Below are 13,368 nucleotides of genomic sequence, written 5' to 3' on the forward strand. Positions count from 1 at the left end.
TAATTACCCTTACTTTTGCCGAAACTTAATGAAGCCTTGAAAAATAGAAGCGTTCAACATATGTTATTGGCAGGGTTGCTTTTTTCCCTGATGAACGTATCTGTTAAGCTGATTCCCCATATCCCAGCCATAGAAATCATCCTTTTTCGCTCAGTTTTCAGTTTGGGATTGACCTTTTTTTTATTGAAAAGGGCAAAGGTTCCCTTATTCGGAACCAATAAGAAGCTTTTAGCATTAAGAGGGGTTGTAGGAGCTGTTGGGTTGATAGCGTTTTTTTACAATTTACAGGCTATCCCTTTGGCATCTGCAGTGACGATCAATTATTTGGCTCCTATTTTTACAACTATTCTGGGGGTTTTTATTGTGAAAGAGAAGGTCAGGGCTATGCAGTTTGTTTATTTTGGTATTTCATTCATTGGTGTAGTGATCATACAGGGATTTGATCCCAGAATTAGTTTTATGGATCTTTCGGTCGGATTGGTGGCAGCTTTGGCAATGGGGGTTGCCTACAATGTGATCAGAAAGATCAGCAATACAGAACATCCCTTGGTGATCATGTTTTACTTTCCTTTTATTACGGTTCCCATAGCCAGTATTATCAGTTTTTTTGTCTGGGTACAGCCTAAAGGATGGGATTGGCTGATCTTGTTGGCTGTTGGTCTGTTAACCCAATTTGCCCAGTATTTTATGACATTAGCTTACCAGAATGCCAACCTTTCCAAAATCTCCAGCCTTACTTATCTTAGTATTGTATACGCTTTGGGCTTTGGTTTTTTTGTATTCGACGAAACTTTCACTTTGGTGAGTTTCTCGGGAATGTTTTTAGTGTTGGCTGGAGTCTTATTGAATGTAACTTCCAAAAAATAGTCCTCAATTTATAAAAAAGGACTCCCACAGGTTTTGCTTAACATCTGACTAAAAATATGGTGAGCAACAATAAATAGTCTAAAATTACAAATCCCGTGGGAGTACACTATTAGTGGTTGTTAGTTGGTTATGTTGTGGTCATTTACATCTAAGGCAATTTATTTTCCAGATTTGCCCTGTTGTTGTAATTTTATCATGAGTTTGATTTCTGATAATTCCTGTATTTTCCCTTTTACAAATTCATAGATTTCAGTGTTGTGATCTGGATTGATCAAAATCACGCCATCCACAATTTCAGCACTGTCCAACAGGCTTTCATCAAGATCATTGAACCACTTTTTGGCATAGAGCTCAATCATCATAGTAGCAGTTTCGATCTGATTGAAATCCAGTACATCATTTTTATCCTTAGCTTCAAATTTTCCATCAAAGCTGAACAGGTCTCCATAGAGTTCAAAACTCACAGGTGCTTCAAAACCATCGGAAGTCTGGAAAATCCCTTTCATGGAGGCTGCCGGTTCTTCACCTTTTTGTGCAATATCCAGGTCAAACATAAATTGTCGGTAAGTAGCTCTTGGGACGGCAATGTTTATTTCAGAGCCTTCTTCCGTATTCTTATAAGTAATAGTCTTGGGATCTGGAAAATCAAAAGAAAAATTCCTGTTTAGATTAGTTCCCAATGGAGCATTTCCCAAAATCCTTACGTCCAATTTCTTGACATTCATGGTTGCCTCTTGAATTTCCAATCTGCTGAGCACACGGGCATTTTGAAATTCAGGGTCTTCATCGATTAATGAAAAAGCCACATTTAGATCTACGGCAGATGGGACAGGGGCTTCTACTTCATACTCACATGAACTAAGTGTGACAATGATTCCTGCAAGTAGCAGAAATAGTAGAGATGTTGTTTTTTTCATGATCAAGTTGGTTTAGTTTTTTTGAATAAGTTTCATGACTTATATGTCGAAGAAGGTATTGGCAAAAAATTGGCCCATTTCTTCAAAAAAGCATGTGCTTGGATTTTTGGGCATAATTTTGTTTTGAAATCAAGCTATTTCGGTAAATCTTACTTGGGCAAAACATTTGAGTTTTACTGATTCAATAAAAAAAATGAATTCTGGAATCTGAACTATTGAATGATCAAGAAATAATCTGTTTAATCTATTTCCAATATGAAAAACCAACTCTTAATGAAATCTGTTTAATTTTAGATAACAGGTGAACTTTAATTTATCTGCAACTTGTTAAAAAAATACTTTACAATTCGAAAGATGAAGGTGAATTATTGTATAGGATAGGTCCCTTTGTAGGCATGTTAAAAAATAAGGTTACTTGAGTTACATTTCTCTAATTAGCTTCGACATACAAATAAAGCCGGTAAAATGAATAAATTTTTAAAATATATTGGATTTATACTCCTTAATGGGATTATAGCCTGTGAATCTTCTTTGACGGATGATGATACAGATCCGATAAACGGGACCGATCAGCCTTTTAATTGTAATACCTTTAGTTATTCAGATACTATATTTTATATCAACGATGCTGTTGATAATAAAATAAGGCCACTTCAGGAATTTAATGGTCGGTTTAGCGCATTTCCTGAAGGATTGGAGCTGGATTCGCTTTCAGGGGAGATTGATATTAATAAAAGTGAAACAGGTCTGAGATATAAAGTTTCTTTTTATCCTGCATCTGCTCCAGATTCTGTTTGTGAATTTGAATTGATCATAGGGGGAATTAATTATTTGGATAAAGTCTATCTTTTGGGTAAAAATGATTTTTTGGCAAACCCGGTTTTTAATGCAAATCCTACGGCTTTAAGTCCATGTGATGATGACGATGAGGATGATGACGAAGATGACTACAGTTGTGAATTTGATGAAGTAGGACCTGACAATTCTAAATTAGCAGATTTGGGGATAGAAATAGATTCATCAACAGGAGTAATAGATTTAAAAAAGACGGTTGAAAACAAAGCTTTCGGAGAGAATCCTGTCAACGGTAGTGCCCTTGAGGTCAAAATGTACTATAGACTTCAGGACAACAGTTTAGGGGCATTAAATGGTTTGGACCTTAAGATTTTTTATTTCAATACCCTACAAGATGTTCCTCAGAGTCTTTTGGATGAATTGGAAGAAAAAAAATCAGGGATTTTAGGTTCTACTTCCCATTATATCCCACAAAATGCCAGAGTTGCTGTCGATAATCCCAAAACTAAACCTAGGCCTCCGTATTTGATTATTGTTGCCAGCTTAGAATAATTTGGGTAATATTACCGATGTAAATAATCGGGTCAATTTTGGTGAATAGGTGGATTTTTATAGTCCTTTTCTTTCTTTTTCAGAGCATTCCTGATCAGGACAAAGATGCTGTCTTTTCTAAATACAGGCAGGCAATGGACTACTACGAGTCAAGTGATCCTACAGATTTCACGGATAGTATGGCACTTGCCTATTTCAAGGAAATTATTTATTCCAAAAACACCCAAGGTCTCAAGCCTGAAATTGTCCTGGATATTTATGAAAAGAGCGGTAATCTTTCTTTAATCAAAGGTGAACTGAAAGATGCCGTATATTTTTATAGAGAGGGATTGAAGATTAGAGAAATAGCAGCTTTACAGGACAGTTTGTTTTTTGCTACCAATCTTTTTTTGGGAGAAACCTATTATTTATTAAGTCAGGCAGATAGTAGTATTTATTTTTTGGAAAATGCTGAAAAACTCCTTTCGAAGAATTCTTCAAATACCGAGAGATCAAGGCTATTCAATTCACTTGGTGTAATTTACTTTGAATCAGGGAATTATATTCAGTCAATTAATTATTTTAATAAAGCAAAAAACCTTTCGGTTGGGGATAAGTCATTTGATGAACTTGACCCCTATTATCAATATGCTTTATTTAGTTTTCTCAACAACATTGGCAGTTCATTATTACAATTGAAGCAATTGGACAGTGCGCTGTCGATTTATAGGGAAATAGAGAAATCAGGACTAAATAAAGATCAGGTCAATACCCAAATAGCAAGTATCTTCCTGAAAAAAAACATGCCTGATTCTTCTTTGTACTATTTAGATAAAATTAAATCAGAGGAATATAGGCAATCTGCTTCTTTTCAAAATCAATTGGCTGAAATTTACCTGATCCAAAATGATTATAGAAAAGCAAAAAGCATTTTAGAATCATTTATTAAAGCCACAGTGGAGAAAGATAATTTCTCTAAAGATTTTAGGTTAGGAAGAAGTTACAGACTATTGGGGAAAATTGCATTTGAGGAGGGGGATTTCCAAAATGCATTGGGATATTTCCAAAATGCTATTATCCAGATTGATGGTCTTTTTAATCAATCAGATGTATTCACAAATCCTGAGGACTTTTCCTTGGGCTTTGCCACCTTTTCTTTGATTGAGAGCTTAGTGGACAAGGCAAGGTCATTTATAAAGCTTTATCAGGAAAATAATGATCCTAGGTTTTTGGAAGCAGGTATTACCACTTTCCAGACGGCCTTCGATATGGCATTTTATGTGAGTAATTATTATGATAATGACGAGGCCAGAATTTTTTTGGGTGACTTTGTTTTGGATACTTTTCAGGATGCAGTTGAAATCTTGCTTGGGCAATTTCAAAAGAGTAATGACAGTCAATATTTACATAAAGCCTTTCAATGGGCAGAGAGAAGTAAATCTACCAGTTTGAATATTGGAATCAGGGAAAAAGGACTGAAAAAAGTAAGTGGGATCAGCCAAAATAAGCTCAATCAGGAAAGGGATCTTCAATTTGCGATTTCAAAAATGCAGCAGGCGATCCTTTCAGAGAGAAACCTTTCTAAAGTAAATGAACTTCAACAATCACTGACAGACAAAAGACTGGAACTTTCACGTCTTCACCAAGATTTCTATAGTCATCCTGATTACATGAATCAAAAATTGAATTCTGAATTAATTGATATTTCTGTAGTTCAGAAAGAATTATTGGATAGCAAAACGATCATTCTTTCTTTTTTTGAAACGAGGTCTCAATTGATCTTATTTGCTTTGACTAGGAAAAATTTTGAACTCCATGTAATTGAAAAGACCGATGATCTAGTAGAGGATATCAATGCATTTAAAAAGAATCTGATTGACTACCGATTGGGTCAAAAATACCTTGCTGGTTCAAAGGGCACTTCACTTTTTAAGCAATTCTTTGGCGAGATTGAAGATCAATTAGAAAAGTACCCTCATGTTATGATCATTCCCCATGGCTTGTTGGTTGACCTTCCATTTGAGGTTCTGGAGAAAGAGTCAGGTGATTTTCTCATTCATGACCATGCTATTACTTATCAATATTCCATGCAGTTGTTGGGTAAATCTGAGGTAAATCAAATAGATAAAGCCGTAACTTTTGGGTTTGCACCATTTTTTGAACATTCCTGGTCGGATGAACATGTTCAGTTGAGTAAGTTGCCTTTTTCAAAAACTGAAATTGATATTTTAAAAGGGGATAAATTTTTTGGGACAAAATCCAGCAAAAATAGGTTATTGGAAGTATTGCCATCTGCGGAATATTTGCAGCTGTCTACTCATGCTATTCCTGATCCTCAAAATCCGGATTTAGCCTTCATCGCTTTTTATCCAGGTGATATTGAAAACAGGTTATATACCAACGAAGTGGTCAATTTGGATCTCAGCCATACCTCGCTGGTGTTTTTGAGTGCCTGCGAAACCAATTTTGGATACACAAGTAGGAGTGAGGGAGTATTGAGTATTTCACGCGCCTTTATGTTGGCTGGTTGTCAAAACATCATTTCTTCCCTTTGGAAAGCAGAAGATAAGGCTACGGCTTACATCACTGCTGCGTTTTATAAATATCTGGAATCAGGAGAAACTTATGCTGAATCTCTTAGAAAAGCTAAACTGGAGTTTTTGTCTGATCCACAAATGGCCCAATATCAACACCCAGTATTCTGGTCCCATTTAGTTTTATTGGGCGATATTATTGAACCAAAGTCCTTAATACTGTCTTATTCTTACCAAGTTTTATTATTGATCCTTCTAATTTGTTTTGGTTCAATATACTTATGGATGAATTTTTCATCCAAATCAAAATAAAAAGCCAACTAAAAATAGCTGGCTTTTATTTTTTATCGCTTTGTTTTATCTCAATCCAATTCCACTTCAATTTCTGAGGAAGCTTCTATATTTTGTTTGATTTTATTGTAAATGGAGCTGTTGCTATTTCTGGTCAGTAGAATAACGCCATTTGTTCTTTCTGCACTGTTCATTTCAGTTGAAGTAACATTTCTCAGCCAATTAATGGCATTCAACTCAAATAGCGCCAAGGGATTATTGATCCTGTCAACTCTGAAGTAATTGTCATCATCAGCATCAATTTCCACTTCAAAATCTATATCATCTCCGAAATATTCAAATTTGAAAGGAGTAGAGGCACCTTCATCATTCACAAATGTACCTTCAAAAGAAATGGATGGCTCATTTCTGTAATCAATCAAATCCAATTCCAGTTCAATTTCATCGTATTCTCCTTCTGGAATATTCAAAAAGAAATCAACGGATCGGTCAAATTCATTGAAAGTGATTTTTTTGATATCATCAAATTCAATTTCAATTTCCTTCTCAAAATCCCCATTTTCATTTCTGCCCTCAACTTCAAGCTCCAGTTCTTTGATCTGAATAAAACCTTTTTCTATGGTTAAGTTGCTGTTTTCAACCCTACCATTAACGGTATTCATGCTATTATTTTTAAGCACCAGGGCTATGCCCATTTTGCCTTCACCTTGTCCTACACTAGGCGTTTCATCATCTGAACTGCATGCGGAGAATGCAGTGACCGCAGTAAATGCTAAAATTGAAAGTAACTTGTTGTAATTTTTCATTTTGATCTGTAGTTTAATTCTAATAGTTGGTCGAATCTGATTACTGGAATGTAACCAAGTTTAATTTTTTTTTCTTTTAATTTTTCATTTTGATAATCGAATACCTGATTTTGTCCATGGTACTTAAATTTTGATAGAAAGCGTGGCTTTTATTTTCAGTAATTCGATTGAAATAAAAATCAGCATCTCCGATATTTTTCATTTTTACAAGAACCAAAAAAAGGTAGTAATCAGTTTCTTCTTGGAAGAATTTCTCTGATTCAGTTTTGGATTCGTTTAGCTCTTGAATTTTTCGCAAATACCGTACCGAAGCTTCATAGTTTTTGAGTTCTATATTAGCAAGGCTTGCTAAAAAAAGATCGGATGGCACTTCTGAGGATAGATCAACGCCAGAAATCACTGATTCATAATCATTTTCATTGTAAAATTTTTCTATATTATTATCTACATTTTCCCCGGAACGCATGTTAGGTAGCTTATAAGCCATATAGTGATTGGAAAAGAATTCATCGGCCTGGGAATTTATCCAAAAATTACCGGTTAAAAGCAAAAGGGTTAGGGAGGCAGCAATTCCTATCCACCATGGCCTTATCACGAATTTTGTTGTTTTTCTGGTTTCTTTTAGGGTTTCTTGCCTGAACTCATCATGTATTTTGGAGATCATTTCCTTTTGCCCGGAAAGTTTAATACTATCTCTGCTTAATTGCATAATGGCCAAGAGATCCCGCAATTCAGAACTTTCATGCAGCTCCTTTTCCAAGCTATTTTTTGTTTGTTGATCAAGGATTCCTTCTAGGTAATCGTCAATCAATCCAATGTACTTTTCATCCGACATATTGAAGGGCGTTTTTGATTGTGGTGTATTTGGTAGGGTCCGACTGGATTTTTTCTATTAGCCCTTTAAGGCATTTGTGCTTTTTATTTCTCAAAACCTGTTCGTTACTGAAGTTTTCCAGCGTCATAATTTCCTTCATACTTAAATCTTCATAGTAGAACCTGTGGAGGATGCTTTTACATTTTTCTCCAAGTTCAGAGAAAACTTCCATGATAAGGCTGTGGCTTTCATGTTTGATGAGCGAAATACTGACGTCAGACTCAATTGCTTCTTTTTCCTTTGTGTAAACTTCTCCTCTCATAGCCATACTTTTTCTTTTTCTCAGTTCAGTAATCCATATATTTCGGGTGATGGAATACAGGTAAGATTTCACTGAAGATTCCTGCCTAAATTTGTTTTCTTCTATCATTCTGATGAAAACCAGGAAACATTCTTGGATTACATCAGCCGCGTCATCTTCATTCCCGCTATTGTGTAGTACATATCTTTCCAGATACCTGTAATGACTGCTGTACAGGTATTGAAGAGTCTCATTGATTTTCGTTTTTGAACGAATGCCTGAAATAATTTTCTCAGTGGAGTATTCTTTAAGCTTTTTCATTGCTTTGTATCTCTTTGTCGAAATGGCAGTCCAAAATGTAATCAGATCATGCTTAATTTTATATGGATTTCATGAAGAATGTTTAAAAATAAAATGCAAAACAATCACCTGTGTACTTGGTAATACTTTAATTTGTAATTGGATTTTTGATTTAACCTTAAAAACAAGCTATGAAAATCACCCAAGACTTATATCAAGGATCGCTTGCCCTTTTGACAGATTTTTATCAGTTGACCATGGCCTATGCTTACTGGAAATCCGGAAAAGCAGAGGAAGAGGCTGTTTTTAATCTTTTCTTTAGAAAAAATCCATTTCAGGGAGGGTTTACAGTAGCTGCAGGCTTGGATTACATCATCGATTATTGCAGGAATTTCAAATTTGGTCAAGATGATCTTGACTATCTCAAGAGCATGAAAAATGCTGATGGGAGTTTGACCTTTGAGCCCGCATTTTTGGAATATTTGTCAAAAATGGAATTTTCCTGTGATCTGGATGCCGTAGAGGAGGGGACGGTTGTTTTTCCACATATGCCCATTATTAAGATCAAAGGTCCATTGATTCAATGCCAGCTATTGGAAACACCATTGCTGAACATTATTAATTTCCAAACTTTGATTGCTACCAAGGCTGCCAGGATAGTTTATGCAGCAAAGGGGGATTCAGTATTGGAGTTTGGTTTAAGGAGGGCACAGGGAATAGATGGTGCTTTGGCTGCTAGCAGGGCAGCTTATATTGGTGGTTGTACTTCCACAAGTAATGTTATGGCGGGTAAATTGTTTGGAATTCCCGTATCTGGGACCCATGCCCATAGCTGGATTATGTCTTTTGATTCTGAATTAGAGGCTTTTAAAGCTTATGCAGATGCTTTCCCTGATAAATGCGTATTCTTAGTGGATACTTATGATACCATCAAAGGGGTGAAGAATGCGATTGAAGTCGGTAAAATATTAAGAGAAAGAGGCAAAGAGATGTTGGGCGTTCGGATAGACTCCGGGGATTTGGCATATTATAGTAATTTAGCAAGGGAAATGCTGGATGAAGCAGGTTTTCCGGATGCCAAAATAGTGGCTTCCAATGATCTCGATGAACAGATCATCACGTCCTTGAAAATTCAGGAGGCTTCCATCAACGTATGGGGAGTAGGAACTAAACTGGTAACAGCATTTGACCAACCTGCTTTAGGAGCAGTCTATAAGTTGGCTGCAATCAAAAACAAAGAAGGTTTATGGGAACCTAAAGTGAAAGTGTCCCAACAATCCATAAAAATAAATGTTCCGGGAAATCAGAGAGTGGTTAGGTTTTCCAAAAATGGCAAAGCCTTAGCAGATATGATTTTCCTGAAAGAGGAAAGTTTGGAAAGAGGTCAATTTACAATCATTGACCCGGTAGATCCCACCAAAAGAAAGAAAATCTATACAGATGGTCTCGAGAAAGAAGAGCTTCTCAAATCTATTTTTGAGAAAGGTACAAAGGTTTACGAAAGACCTGATATTCATCAGACCAAAAAGAATACAGAAAGAAATTTAACTCAATTTGATAAAGCACATAAAAGGTTGGTAAATCCTCACGTGTATCCGGTAGGCCTCGAAGAAGGACTGTATGAACTGAGAACACAATTGGTTTTTAAAATGAAAGATTACGATGGAGCATAAAAAAATTATTTTCAGCATTCAGGATTATAAATTTCTTCAAGATGAAGTATTGGCTCTGGGGGATTTTGAAAAAGGAGAAATTGAGGTGAAGATTTTTCCAGATGGAGAAAGGTATCAAAGAATTCTAACACCGGTGAATGGGAGGGATGTTGTGCTTTTGGGAGGAACCATTTCCGATTCAGCTACTTTGGAACTTTATGATCTTGCCTATGCCCTGATTAAGTACGGTGCAAAGTCAATCCGTTTGTTTTTTCCATATTTTGGCTATTCTACCATGGAGAGAGCTATCAAAACAGGGGAGTTAGTCACTGCCAAATCCAGGGCTGTGATGTTTTCATCTCTTCCGAGAACCAGTCAGGGGAATCATTTTATCTTTTTTGACCTTCATTCTGAAGGAATTCCACATTACTTTGAAGGGCAGGTCCTGATCAACCATGTTTATTGTAAACCCATCATTGTTCAGGCTGCTCAGGAACTGGCAGAAGATGGATTTGTGATGGCCTGTACAGATGCCGGAAGGGCAAAATGGGTAGAGTCATTGGCGAATGAAATGGGCGTAAATGCAGCTTTTGTTTTCAAAAGAAGGATTTCCGGAGAGAAAACAGAGGTAACCAGTATTTCTGCTGACGTGGAAGGTAAGGATGTGGTAATTTATGATGACATGGTGAGAACAGGAGGTTCACTGATCAATGCAGCCAAAGCCTATAAAGCAGCTGGAGCAAAAAAAATCTTTACGATTACGACACATGGACTGTTTACCAATAATGCTTTGGACAAAATCAAGGAATCAGGTGTTATCGAAAAGGTGGTAGCAACCAATACCCATCCAAATGTGTATGATGGTCCTTCTGATATCCTAAAAGTTGAAAGTATCGCCTCATTGGTTGTGGAGCAGTTGAACAGGGGTTAATGGTGATTCCCTGAACCGCTCTTATAAGTTATGTTGGGAAATTTTGAATGAAGTGTATACTTGTAGAAATCAATTTGAACAAAATCCAGTAGAATTATGAAAGCCCTGATAATAGTAGATGTACAGAATGATTTTATTCCAGGCGGTGCTTTAGCAGTCAATGAGGGCGATCAGGTTGTCCCTGTAATCAATCAGCTTCAGGAGAAATTTGATTTTATAGTAGCCACACAAGATTGGCATCCATTGGATCATGGCAGTTTTGCAGCCAATCATCCTGGAAAGAAAATAGGAGAGTTTATAGAGTTGAATGGTGTAAACCAGATATTATGGCCGGTGCATTGTGTACAGAATACTGAAGGTGCAGAATTTCATCCAAATATAAATAGTGATAAGTGGAAAGCGGTGTTTCAGAAAGGGGTCAACCGTTTGGTAGATAGTTATAGTGGATTTTTTGATAATAATAGACAAGGAGATACAGGCTTAAGTGCTTATTTGAAAGAAAATGGGGTTGACGAAATTTTTGTTTGTGGTTTAGCGGCAGATTACTGTGTAAAGTTCACCGTTTTGGACGGGCTGTCAGAAGGTTTTAAGACGCATTTGATTGTTGATGCGACCAAGGCTGTAAATATCCATCCCGATGACTTTGAAAAGTCGGTGGAAGAAATGAAGGCTGCTGGTGCTTCAATTGTGTCTTCAGTAGAAATTTAAACCGGACTAAGTCTTGTGATTTTTAACACATTTCAGGAATAGGATAGGGTTTATTTTTGTATAAAATTTCTTTATCTCCAACATTCAATAAAAGCAATTGCGTTATGAATCGATATTTATTTATTTGGATCATCATCTTGAATAGCTTCTTCAGCATTGATGTTAAGGCACAAAACAACAGAACTTGGGATGACAGTAATATTGGCTGGCACGCCTTTTTTGTGAATTATAAGATTAACAATACCCTTTCCTGGCATGGAGAGTTTCAGTGGCGCAGAACAGAATTTGTCAACGAGCCCCAGCAAAATCTCTATAGAACCGGATTGAACATTAAAGTTCATCCCAATGCTACAGTGAGACTTGGATATCTTTATGCAGATACCTATAGTTATGGTCAGATTCCGCTCAATAGTCTTGGAATGGAGTTTCCTGAGCACCGCACATATCAAATGTTAACCTTGACTAATCCAGTAGGTCTTTTTCAAGTTTCGCACAGGTTTATGCTTGAGCAAAGGTGGGTAGGCACATTTAGTAACAAGCAATTAGAAAAACCTGATAATTATATTTATTTGAATAGAGTTAGGTACATGGCAAGAGTTGATGTGCCTTTAAAAGGAAAGACTATTGTCAACAAAACCCCATATCTAGCTGCCTATGATGAATTGATGATTGGTTTTGGGAAAAATGTCAACCAGAATGTTTTTGACCAGAACAGGATCGGTATTTTGGGAGGCTACCGTTTTTCTGATCACATCAGAATTGAAGGGGGCTATTTCAACCAGTTGGTCCAGTTGGGAAGATTGGTTGATGGCAAAAATGTCTTTCAGGGAAATAAAGGTTATATCATCAACAGCTACTTTAATTTTTAAAACCTGAAACAAGGAATGATGGTGCTTCTTCGGTTCCTTTGATTTGGATCACCAAAGAGAAAGGAATACCTGATGGAAATCTCGTGGGCACCGGAAGATTGCCTAATGGTCATTTTGGATGCAGTGAAATCAAAGCTATACCCAATATCTAATCCGCTTTCCAAAGTTAAACCCAAGAGACCAACAAGAGCTTCATTGTTTGGAAGTTGGTATTTCACGGGGAATCCTCTGTACCAAATGCCAACCACAAGAGGTTGAAGAAATAATTGAGCACCAAGATCAAGTTGGTTGAATGGGTCCTGATGCTTGTAATTGAAGGCAAAAAACATAGACCTTTCTTGCCTGGAGTTGCTGAAATAATTATTGATAAATCCTTCACCCAAATCTACTTTGATCCCACCATGAGCCGAAAGTCTCATTGGTAATTTACTGATATTGCCATCTATGAAGGAAGTGTTTGGTTGGGTCAGGTGATGTCCAGAGACTCCAAGCCAATAGTTTTGCGTATGGAACAACATTCCAAAATTAAAATCAGCAAAGGAGTGCCTGTAGTCATCTGAAAAACTTTCACCGCTATCACCACTGATTGTTCCTCTATTGACGTCTAGCTGGGAACCGAAAACCAAATCCCCAAAATAAGCATCTCTTGTAATCCAGCTTGCTTGCCCACCAAATCTTAAGAAGGAGTCAAATCCTAATTTTAACCTGTAAGAATAAGTAAGACCAACTTCATTGGAACTCAATTTGGCCTTACTTTCTCTACTTGAGTTAAAAATTAGGCCTATACCACTATTGATATCAAACATATAGTGGTCAATGTAGGCGGAGTAGTTATGGAACGAATGGTCCAGACCAGGCCACTGGTTTCTATAATTTGCACCGATTCTTGTGAGATCCGATGCTCCAGTAAATGCCGGGTTTAGATATAAGGGAGCCGCATAAAATTGCGAATACTGAAAATCCTGAGCCAAAGTATTGACTCCAAGAAAAATCAAGAATAAAAGAATTGTTAACTTTTTCATTGCTAAAACTATAAAAGCCCTATTAAGATC

At 36.7% G+C, this 13,368-nt stretch carries 12 protein-coding genes; 7 read left to right on the forward strand and 5 right to left on the reverse strand.

Annotated features, from left to right (window positions below):
* Positions 1 to 60 precede the first annotated feature (60 nt).
* Positions 61 to 867, forward strand: a complete 807-nt coding sequence (locus ACFFIP_RS05025; RefSeq protein ID WP_382386623.1) for a DMT family transporter — start codon at positions 61 to 63, stop codon at positions 865 to 867.
* A gap of 158 nt (positions 868 to 1,025) precedes the next feature.
* On the opposite strand, the gene ACFFIP_RS05030 is transcribed toward ACFFIP_RS05025, so the two are convergent.
* Entirely contained in the window at positions 1,026 to 1,784 is a 759-nt protein-coding gene (locus ACFFIP_RS05030; RefSeq protein WP_382386478.1) for a hypothetical protein, read from the reverse strand.
* A gap of 465 nt (positions 1,785 to 2,249) precedes the next feature.
* Between ACFFIP_RS05030 and ACFFIP_RS05035 the strand changes: the two genes are divergently transcribed.
* Positions 2,250 to 3,131: a hypothetical protein gene (locus ACFFIP_RS05035; RefSeq protein WP_382386479.1), complete on the forward strand. Its 882-nt coding sequence runs from the start codon at positions 2,250 to 2,252 to the stop codon at positions 3,129 to 3,131.
* A 41-nt stretch (positions 3,132 to 3,172) separates the two neighbouring features.
* Positions 3,173 to 5,956 carry a CHAT domain-containing protein gene (locus ACFFIP_RS05040; protein ID WP_382386480.1) on the forward strand — a complete coding sequence of 928 codons (2,784 nt, stop codon included), beginning with the start codon at positions 3,173 to 3,175 and terminating at the stop codon, positions 5,954 to 5,956.
* A gap of 50 nt (positions 5,957 to 6,006) precedes the next feature.
* Here ACFFIP_RS05040 and ACFFIP_RS05045 read toward each other — a convergent pair whose 3' ends face one another.
* From ACFFIP_RS05045 to ACFFIP_RS05055, 3 genes are all read right to left on the reverse strand, one after another.
* Positions 6,007 to 6,741 (reverse strand): hypothetical protein, encoded by a 735-nt coding sequence (locus ACFFIP_RS05045; RefSeq protein ID WP_382386481.1) that lies wholly within the window; start codon positions 6,739 to 6,741, stop codon positions 6,007 to 6,009.
* Positions 6,742 to 6,817: 76 nt separating this feature from the next.
* Complete coding sequence (locus ACFFIP_RS05050) at positions 6,818 to 7,576, reverse strand: anti-sigma factor (protein WP_382386482.1); 759 nt, start codon at positions 7,574 to 7,576, stop codon at positions 6,818 to 6,820.
* Positions 7,566 to 8,177: an RNA polymerase sigma factor gene (locus ACFFIP_RS05055; protein ID WP_382386483.1), complete on the reverse strand. Its 612-nt coding sequence runs from the start codon at positions 8,175 to 8,177 to the stop codon at positions 7,566 to 7,568. The genes ACFFIP_RS05050 and ACFFIP_RS05055 overlap by 11 nt, the downstream gene beginning before the upstream one ends.
* Before the next feature lie 170 nt (positions 8,178 to 8,347).
* Here ACFFIP_RS05055 and ACFFIP_RS05060 point away from each other — a divergent pair, with 170 nt between their 5' ends.
* The 4 genes from ACFFIP_RS05060 (at position 8,348) to ACFFIP_RS05075 (ending at position 12,316) form a co-directional block, all read left to right on the forward strand.
* Positions 8,348 to 9,829 carry a nicotinate phosphoribosyltransferase gene (locus tag ACFFIP_RS05060; protein ID WP_382386484.1) on the forward strand — a complete coding sequence of 494 codons (1,482 nt, stop codon included), beginning with the start codon at positions 8,348 to 8,350 and terminating at the stop codon, positions 9,827 to 9,829.
* A complete protein-coding gene (gene prs / locus ACFFIP_RS05065) occupies positions 9,819 to 10,739 on the forward strand; it encodes a ribose-phosphate diphosphokinase (RefSeq protein WP_382386485.1) in 921 nt (306 codons plus the stop codon). The genes ACFFIP_RS05060 and prs overlap by 11 nt, the downstream gene beginning before the upstream one ends.
* Before the next feature lie 96 nt (positions 10,740 to 10,835).
* The gene (gene pncA / locus ACFFIP_RS05070) at positions 10,836 to 11,447 is read left to right on the forward strand and encodes a bifunctional nicotinamidase/pyrazinamidase (protein ID WP_382386486.1); all 612 of its coding nucleotides are present in this window, start codon (positions 10,836 to 10,838) and stop codon (positions 11,445 to 11,447) included.
* A gap of 104 nt (positions 11,448 to 11,551) precedes the next feature.
* Positions 11,552 to 12,316 carry a DUF2490 domain-containing protein gene (locus ACFFIP_RS05075; RefSeq protein ID WP_382386487.1) on the forward strand — a complete coding sequence of 255 codons (765 nt, stop codon included), beginning with the start codon at positions 11,552 to 11,554 and terminating at the stop codon, positions 12,314 to 12,316.
* On the opposite strand, the gene ACFFIP_RS05080 is transcribed toward ACFFIP_RS05075, so the two are convergent.
* The gene (locus tag ACFFIP_RS05080) at positions 12,313 to 13,338 is read right to left on the reverse strand and encodes a PorP/SprF family type IX secretion system membrane protein (protein ID WP_382386488.1); all 1,026 of its coding nucleotides are present in this window, start codon (positions 13,336 to 13,338) and stop codon (positions 12,313 to 12,315) included. The two genes, ACFFIP_RS05075 and ACFFIP_RS05080, sit on opposite strands and share 4 nt — an antisense overlap.
* Positions 13,339 to 13,368 lie beyond the last annotated feature (30 nt).

It is taken from the genome of Fontibacter flavus (assembly GCF_042432905.1).
In the GTDB taxonomy this organism is placed as follows: Bacteria; Bacteroidota; Bacteroidia; order Cytophagales; family Cyclobacteriaceae; genus Fontibacter; species Fontibacter flavus.